Source organism: uncultured Methylobacterium sp., from assembly GCF_964244095.1.
In the GTDB taxonomy this organism is placed as follows: domain Bacteria; phylum Pseudomonadota; class Alphaproteobacteria; order Rhizobiales; family Beijerinckiaceae; genus Methylobacterium.
On the sequence record NZ_CAXTHR010000188.1, the window covers coordinates 1 to 7,111 of the forward strand.

The following is a 7,111-nucleotide window of genomic DNA, read 5'->3' on the forward strand; positions in this document are numbered from 1 at the left end:
TCGGGGTGGTGCGCTCGATGAAGTCGAACACCCGCCCGTCCTGCAGGCCGTAGAGGGCCACGCGCTCGACCTTGAAGGCGGGGGTGAAGTACACCGCCGTCACCTTCTGATCCTCGACCTGCTCGCCGAGGAACAGGACCGTGCGGCTGGTGTTCTGAGAGATGTAGTACCAGGACTTGTTGCCGACCGTGGAGACGGTCGACGGGGTGCCGAGCGTCTGCAGGACCTGCTCCGCGCTCATGCCGGGCTTGACGGTGGCGAGCGCCGCCTGATCGATCTGGTAGCCGTGGCGCAGCTCCTCGCCGATGCAGCCCGACAGGCCGAGGCCCACGAGGCCGACGAGGCCGAGACGCGCGAGGGACGGGACGAGACGGCGCGACATCGGCCACCCTTGATCTTGCTGACGGAACGGGACGCTGTGGGCGCGTACCGAAACCTTGGCGCGCCGAGGCGCGACCGCGGAGCGATCCTTATGCGTGCTTGCACCTTGACCGTGGGTTGCCGTACCGCGGGGTTATGGCTTTGACAAGGCAAGCTCGGCCACAGGCCACAGCGCAACCCGAGAGCCGGCCGACCGGGCCGTGGCGGACCGCATGATCGCCCGATTCCTGCGCCGCGGCGACGGGCGCCGCCGCGCCATCGAGACGCTGCACCTGCGCATCAACGCGGCCTCGCGCCAGCCCGCGCTCTACACCGCGCTCGGCGTGCCCGACGGTGTCGAGGGGCGCTTCGAGTGCTTGATCCTGCACGTCATCCTGGTGCTGCGCCGCCTCAACCGCCTGCCGCCGCCGGCCGCGGACGTGGCGCAGGACCTCGTCAACGCGGTCTTCCTCCAGCTCGACGCGTCGTTGCGCGAACTCGGCGTCGGCGATTTCGGGGTGCCCAAGCGGATGAAGAAGCTCGGCGCCGCGTTCTACGGGCGCGCCTCGGGCTACGACGCCGCCCTCGATGCCGGCGACGTGGCAGCCCTGCGCACGGCGCTGTCCCGCAACGTGCTCGGGAGCGATGCGCCGCAGGCCGCCGCCGGGCTCGCCGCCTACGTCACCGCCGCCGACCGCGCCCTCGCGCAGGCCGACCTCGACGCCCTGCTGGGCGCGGGGCCGGGCTTTCCCGGGGCGGACGGCTTCGCGACACCCGCCCCGGACGAACGATGAGAGCGCGCGATACCCCCCTCACGCGGCTTGTGAACGTCGCGCGGCTGCCGCAGGGGCAGGACGCCGTCACCGTCGCGGCGACGCCGGCCGAGTGCGCGGCGCTGGCCGAGGATTTCCGCATCCCCGCCATCCGCGACCTCGTCGGCCGCTTCGCGGTCGATGGCCCGACGAGCCGGCTCACCGTCACCGGCACCGTCGAAGGCACCGTCACCCTGGTCTGCACCGTCAGCCTGGAGCCGTTCGAGACCCGCATCTCCGAGCCGGTGGAGGTGACGTTCACCGACGCCGACCGGCTCGCCGGAACCGACGCCGAGGATGCCGACATCCCCGACCCGATCGTCGGCGGCCGCATCGATTTCGGCGTGCTGACCGCCGAGTTCCTGGCGCTCGGGATCGATCCGTATCCGCGCAGGCCCGGCCTCGTCTTCGAGGCGGTCCAGGCCGGCGAGGACGCCAAGCCGTTCGACGCCCTGCGCAGGCTGCGCCCCGAGGAGCCGTGAGGCGGGGCGGCCGCACGAAGCGCGCGCCGCCCCGGAACGAACCCTGAAACGCCCGCCGGCCAGAATTCGTTTGCCCGCCGGGTCGGGATCGCTATTTTCCGCCGCGCCGGTCCCGGCGCCCGTCCGCCGCGCCCGCGCGGCGCCCTTCGCCAGAGAACAAGGCCGCGACCCACCCGCCATGTCCCAACGCGTGTGCATCTCGCTCGACGCCATGGGCGGCGATCACGGACCGGCGACCGTCGTGCCCGGCGCAGCCCTCGCCCGCGAGCGCCATCCCGAGACGACCTTCCTGATCTTCGGCGACGAGGCGCTGATCGCGCCCCTGGTCGCCGCCGAGCCGCGGCTGAAGGGCGGCGTCGAGATCCGCCACACCACCCACGCCGTCGCCATGGACGACAAGCCGAGCCAGGCGGTGCGCCAGGGGCGCGGCAAGTCCTCGATGTGGCGGGCGATCCAGGCGGTGAAGGACGGCGAGGCCGAGGCGTGCGTCTCGGCCGGAAACACCGGCGCGCTGATGGCGATGTCGAAGATCTGCCTCAAGACCATGGCCGGCATCGAGCGCCCGGCCATCGCCTGCCTGTGGCCGACGGTGCGCGGCGAGAGCGTGGTGCTCGATGTCGGCGCCACGCTGGGCACGGATGCCGAGCACCTCGTCGAGATGGCGGTGATGGGCGCCGCGATGGCCCGCATCGTGTTCGACCTCGACCGGCCGAGCGTGGGCCTGCTCAACGTCGGCACCGAGGAGATGAAGGGCAACGAGGCGGTCAAGGAGGCCGCCCGCCTGCTGCGCGAGATCGATCTGCCGAATTTCGCCTATCACGGCTTCGTCGAGGGCAACGACCTCGGCCGCGGCACCGTCGACGTGGTGGTTACCGAAGGCTTCACCGGCAACATCGCCCTGAAGACCGCGGAGGGCACCGCCAAGCAGATCGGGTCTTACCTGCGCTCCGCGATGACGCGGACGCTCTCGGCCAGGATCGGCGCGCTGTTCGCCCGGCAGGCGTTCCGCGCGCTGAAGGACAAGATGAACCCGAGCCGGGCCAACGGCGGCGTGTTTCTCGGGCTCGAAGGCATCGTCATCAAGAGCCACGGCTCCGAGAACGCGCAGGGGTTCGCCGCCGCCGTCGACCTCGCCCACGACATGGCGCGCCACGACCTGATGCGCACGATCCGCGACATGCTCGACCAGACGCCGACCCTCGCGCCGGCCTGAGCCCGGTTCGATGAATTAACCCGATGGAGAGCGGGACGGCGCAGGTTCAACAACCGATGGTTGTGATGCCCGAACCGCTCCGGGAGGATTTTGATGCCAACCCTGCGTTCCGTCGTCGTCGGCACCGGATCGGGCCTGCCCACGCGGGTGGTGACCAACGCCGAACTGGCCGAGCGCGTCGAGACCTCGGACGCGTGGATCGTCCAGCGCACGGGCATCCGGCAGCGTTACCTTGCCGATGCGTCCGAGACCACCTCGGTGCTCGGCATCCGCGCGGCGCAGGCCGCCCTGAACGATGCCGGACTGTCGGGCGGCGACATCGACCTCGTGATCTGCGCCACCTCGACGCCGGACCACACCTTCCCCGCGACCGCGACGCAGATCCAGGCGGCGCTCGGCATCGCGCAAGGGGCCGCCTTCGACCTCCAGGCGGTCTGCGCCGGCTTCGTCTTCGCGCTCTCGACCGCCGACAAGTTCCTGGCCACCGGCGCGGCGCGGCGCGCGCTGGTCGTCGGCGCCGAGACTTTTTCGCGCATCGTAGATTGGCAGGATCGAACCACCTGCGTGCTGTTCGGCGATGGCGCCGGCGCGATCGTGCTGGAGGCGCAAGAGGCCGCAGGCATATCCACGGATCGCGGCGTCATCAGCGCCAGCCTGCGCTCCGACGGACGGTATCGTGAAAAACTCTACGTCGACGGCGGCCCCGGTTCGACCGGCACGACGGGCCGCCTGCGCATGGAGGGCAGGGAGGTGTTCCGCTTCGCCGTCGGCTCGGTGACGGACGTGATCCTCGACGCGCTGGAGCAGGGCGGCGTCTGCGCCGCCGACCTCGACTGGTTCGTGCCGCATCAGGCCAACCGCCGGATCATCGAGGCGTCCGCCGACAAGCTCGGGATCGCCCGCGACAAGGTGGTGGTCACGGTCGATCGGCACGGCAACACCTCGGCCGCCTCGATCCCGCTGGCGCTGGACGTCGCGCGGAAGGACGGCCGCATCCGCAAAGGCGACCTCGTGATGATCGAGGCGATCGGCGGCGGGTTCAGTTGGGGCGCGGCGCTGATCCGCTGGTAGCGGGCCCGGAGATTTCGCGGGCCGCCCCGGTTGACCACGGCGTGACCGGGGATTAGCGTGACGGATCATAGGGATATGTCGTAAACGGCGTCTCCGCACAAGAACCGCGAGGGGTCGAGGCATGACAGGCAAGACGGTGACGCGCGCCGATTTGAGCGAGGCCGTCTACCAGCAGGTCGGCCTTTCCCGCACCGAATCGGCGGCCCTCGTCGAGACCGTGCTGTCCGAGATCTGTGCCTGCCTGTCCGACGGCGAGACGGTCAAGCTGTCCTCGTTCGGCTCCTTCGTCGTGCGCTCAAAGGGCAAGCGCGTCGGCCGCAACCCGAAGACCGGCGTCGAGGTGGCGATCGAGCCGCGGCAGGTCATGGTGTTCAAGCCCTCGAACGTGCTGAAGGCCCGGATCAACGGCCTGAACGGCGGCGCCCACGACGACTGACGCGTCCACGCTCCGCCCCATCCTTCGAATCAGCCCGCCCTCGAATCGGACCCCCCATGGCGCTTCCTGCCCTCGCCGACGAGCACGGACAGGCGGACAAGCACCCGGGCGCGTTGCGCACCATCACCGAGGTGGCCGACGACCTCGACGTGCCTCAGCACGTCCTCCGGTTCTGGGAGACGCGGTTCGGCCAGATCCGGCCGATGAAGCGGGCCGGCGGCCGGCGCTACTACCGCCCCGCCGACGTCGAACTGGTCGCCGGCATCCGCCACCTGCTCCATGTGCAGCGTTACACCATCGCGGGCGCGCAGCGCGTCCTGAGGGAGAACGGCGTCCGCTTCGTCCAGGCGGTCGGCCGCGGCGAGGCGGTCGCCGCGGCGCCCGTGGTCCGGGAGACGGCGGCCGACATGGACGTGCCGATCCGCTCCCACGACGCGGCCGATCCAGACCGTGCCGCGCTGGCGGAGGCGCTTCGGGACCTCTACGCCTGCCGGGCCGCTCTGGCAGCCTTGCGCGCCCCGCCCGAAGCCTGACGGCGCGATCTGCTCCGATCCCGTCGTCGACGCAGCGTTCGTCGGCCGCAAACCCGTGCGACATTCCGCCGAATGCTGCCTGGAGCCGTTTCGACGCGCTTCCCAACGACGAACCGGTGCCTACGTCGCGGAGCATTGCTCAGCCTCCGCTCCGCTCGACGCAAGCCCTTGCGGAAACGATGCGTTTTCGGCCCGGCCGCCGGCGCGCGCGGTTGGATCGCTGCGAACTTTGCCCGCTCGTCCGCGTTGAACGCCGCATGAGTGCCCCCAGCCGCCGGATGACGCCCACCCAGGAACTGATCGGCCGCGTGATGCGGATCGTCCGCGTCTGTCCCGACGCCGCGTCCGAGGTGCTGGAGCTGACGTTCCTCGTCAGCCAGATCGAGGCTTCGACCACCATCGACCGCGAGTATCGTGACGCCCGGCGCGTCGTCAGCCGCCTGCGTAACCCGCTCTGGGAGATGGGACCGGCCGACCGCGACGCCCTGCTCAAGGCCGCCGAGACGATCCGCCGGGTCTGCCGCCTCGACGAGAGCGACATCCCGGTGACCCCGACCTCGGATGCCGGCGAGCGCCACCGGGTCGAGCGGCGCCTCGCAGCGGCGCTCGCGGGGGAGTTCGACGCCGGCCAGATCGCCCGCGTCACCGGCGTCGTGGCGGCCGTCCTTCAGGAATAAGTCTTTTCCGCCGGCGGTCCCGCCGGCTCGCAGAGTACTGCGGCCTCGACGTGCGCGCCTGCCATCCCCACATCGACGCGGCCGGCACGCCGCCCCACGAGGGGGATGGGCGCCGAGCCAAGAGATTCAAAAGCTTCGGAGACCTGCCCGTGACCGCCATACGCCCCGCCTTCCGTCCCGTCCTCGCACTCGTCGCCGGCGGTCTCCTGCTCGCCGCGCCCGCCCTCGCGCAGACGACGATCACCAAGAGCGAGACGGTCGCCTCGGGCAAGACCGTGCGGATCGCCATCGTCCCGAACCTCAAGAAGGATTGCTCGCCGGGGCCAATGCCGGAGTTCAAGGTCTCGGGCGCGCCCAAGAACGGCGCGCTGATCACCAAGGTCGGCAAGCAGAAGACGCCCAGCTCCTATCGTTGCCCGAACAAGGAAACCGCAGTTCAGGGTCTGTTCTACCAGCCGAAAGCCGGGTTCACCGGCGCCGACGAGGTGGTCTTCGAGATCAAGAATGCGGACGGCCAAGTTCAGACCCAGAACATCAAGATCACCGTCGAGGCGGCATCCTCCAAGAAGGATGCCGATGCCAAGAAAGACAGCAGCGATCTCTGATCGGAGGCAGCCGAAAACCTAATCTGCACGGTTTTTCGGCCGGACCGATTTCTGCGTCCGGTCGGAACCCGATGGGTTAAGCTTCGCGCAGGCCGCAATTCGGCCCGATCGGTGTTGCATGCATCACACGCTGCGTCGTCGCACTGCGACAAAGGCGGGCCTGTCGGTTGCGTTCGTGGCGGGACAGGATGAAGCTGTTGACGGTCTGAGAGGGTTATCGAATGCCGATGCATGCGACCAACGACCTTTTCCAGAGCTTCGCCCGCGGGTACGAAGCGCGCCGCGACACGGAGATGACGCTCTCCGAATTCCTCGAAGCCTGCCGCGACGAGCCGTTGATGTACGCCTCGGCCGCCGAGCGCATCCTCGACGCGATCGGCAAGCCGGAATTCGTCGACACCTCGAAGGACGCCCGCCTCGGCCGCGTGTTCATGAACCGGACCATCCGGACCTACCCGGCCTTCCACGAGTTCTTCGGCATGGAGGAGACGATCGAGCGGATCGTCTCGTTCTTCCGCCACGCCGCGCAGGGGTTGGAGGAGCGCAAGCAGATCCTCTACCTGCTCGGCCCCGTCGGCGGCGGAAAGTCGTCGCTGGCCGAGCGCCTCAAGGCGCTGATGGAGGTCCATCCGGTCTACGTGCTGAAGGCCGGCAACGAGGTCTCGCCGGTGTTCGAGAGCCCGCTCGGGCTGTTCGACCCGGAGACGATGGGCGAGGAAATCCAGCGCCGCTACGGTGTCCCGCGCCGGCGGCTGACCGGTCTGATGAGCCCGTGGGCACTCAAGCGCCTCGACGAGTTCAACGGCGACATCTCGCAGTTCAAGGTGATCAAGGTCCGGCCCTCGCGCCTGCGCCAGATTGCCATCGCCAAGACCGAGCCGGGCGACGAGAACAACCAGGACATCTCGTCCCTCGTCGGCAA

9 protein-coding genes and 1 pseudogene are annotated in these 7,111 nt (G+C 69.7%); 9 read left to right on the top strand and 1 reads right to left on the bottom strand.

Going from position 1 to position 7,111, the window contains the following annotated elements; genetic code table 11:
- On the bottom strand, window positions 1-382 hold a 382-nt coding region (locus ACFE86_RS20340; RefSeq protein ID WP_375457140.1), incomplete at its 3' end, for an outer membrane protein assembly factor BamE.
- 211 nt (window positions 383-593) lie between these two features.
- On the opposite strand from ACFE86_RS20340, the gene ACFE86_RS20345 reads away from it, so the two are divergent.
- From ACFE86_RS20345 to ACFE86_RS20385, 9 genes and pseudogenes are all read left to right on the top strand, one after another.
- Window positions 594-1,154, top strand: coding sequence for a ubiquinol-cytochrome C chaperone family protein (locus ACFE86_RS20345; RefSeq protein WP_375457141.1), 561 nt, complete (start codon window positions 594-596; stop codon window positions 1,152-1,154).
- Window positions 1,151-1,654 (top strand): DUF177 domain-containing protein, encoded by a 504-nt coding sequence (locus ACFE86_RS20350; RefSeq protein WP_375457142.1) that lies wholly within the window; start codon window positions 1,151-1,153, stop codon window positions 1,652-1,654. Before ACFE86_RS20345 ends, ACFE86_RS20350 begins: the two co-directional genes overlap by 4 nt.
- A 178-nt stretch (window positions 1,655-1,832) precedes the next feature.
- The gene (gene plsX, locus ACFE86_RS20355) at window positions 1,833-2,867 is read left to right on the top strand and encodes a phosphate acyltransferase PlsX (protein WP_375457143.1); all 1,035 of its coding nucleotides are present in this window, start codon (window positions 1,833-1,835) and stop codon (window positions 2,865-2,867) included.
- 93 nt (window positions 2,868-2,960) lie between these two features.
- A complete protein-coding gene (locus tag ACFE86_RS20360; protein ID WP_375457144.1) occupies window positions 2,961-3,938 on the top strand; it encodes a beta-ketoacyl-ACP synthase III in 978 nt (325 codons plus the stop codon).
- Window positions 3,939-4,059: 121 nt separating this feature from the next.
- Window positions 4,060-4,374 (top strand): integration host factor subunit alpha, encoded by a 315-nt coding sequence (locus ACFE86_RS20365; RefSeq protein ID WP_375457145.1) that lies wholly within the window; start codon window positions 4,060-4,062, stop codon window positions 4,372-4,374.
- 56 nt (window positions 4,375-4,430) lie between these two features.
- On the top strand, window positions 4,431-4,907 hold the full coding sequence (locus ACFE86_RS20370; RefSeq protein WP_375457146.1) for a MerR family transcriptional regulator: 477 nt from the start codon (window positions 4,431-4,433) through the stop codon (window positions 4,905-4,907).
- Between the two features lie 257 nt (window positions 4,908-5,164).
- The gene (locus ACFE86_RS20375) at window positions 5,165-5,584 is read left to right on the top strand and encodes a hypothetical protein (protein ID WP_375457147.1); all 420 of its coding nucleotides are present in this window, start codon (window positions 5,165-5,167) and stop codon (window positions 5,582-5,584) included.
- Window positions 5,585-5,742: 158 nt separating this feature from the next.
- On the top strand, window positions 5,743-6,189 hold the full coding sequence (locus tag ACFE86_RS20380) for a 4-aminobutyrate aminotransferase (protein ID WP_375457148.1): 447 nt from the start codon (window positions 5,743-5,745) through the stop codon (window positions 6,187-6,189).
- A gap of 221 nt (window positions 6,190-6,410) precedes the next feature.
- A pseudogene (locus tag ACFE86_RS20385) lies at window positions 6,411-7,111 on the top strand (PrkA family serine protein kinase); the annotation flags it as partial.

What these genes read in the sequence shown, in the direction of transcription:
- ACFE86_RS20345 (WP_375457141.1), top strand. Translation starts at nt 594, where the DNA reads ATGATCGCCCGATTCCTGCGCCGCGGCGACGGGCGCCGCCGCGCCATC.
- ACFE86_RS20350 (WP_375457142.1), top strand. Translation starts at nt 1,151, where the DNA reads ATGAGAGCGCGCGATACCCCCCTCACGCGGCTTGTGAACGTCGCGCGG.
- plsX (WP_375457143.1), top strand. Translation starts at nt 1,833, where the DNA reads ATGTCCCAACGCGTGTGCATCTCGCTCGACGCCATGGGCGGCGATCAC.
- ACFE86_RS20360 (WP_375457144.1), top strand. Translation starts at nt 2,961, where the DNA reads ATGCCAACCCTGCGTTCCGTCGTCGTCGGCACCGGATCGGGCCTGCCC.
- ACFE86_RS20365 (WP_375457145.1), top strand. Translation starts at nt 4,060, where the DNA reads ATGACAGGCAAGACGGTGACGCGCGCCGATTTGAGCGAGGCCGTCTAC.
- ACFE86_RS20370 (WP_375457146.1), top strand. Translation starts at nt 4,431, where the DNA reads ATGGCGCTTCCTGCCCTCGCCGACGAGCACGGACAGGCGGACAAGCAC.
- ACFE86_RS20375 (WP_375457147.1), top strand. Translation starts at nt 5,165, where the DNA reads ATGAGTGCCCCCAGCCGCCGGATGACGCCCACCCAGGAACTGATCGGC.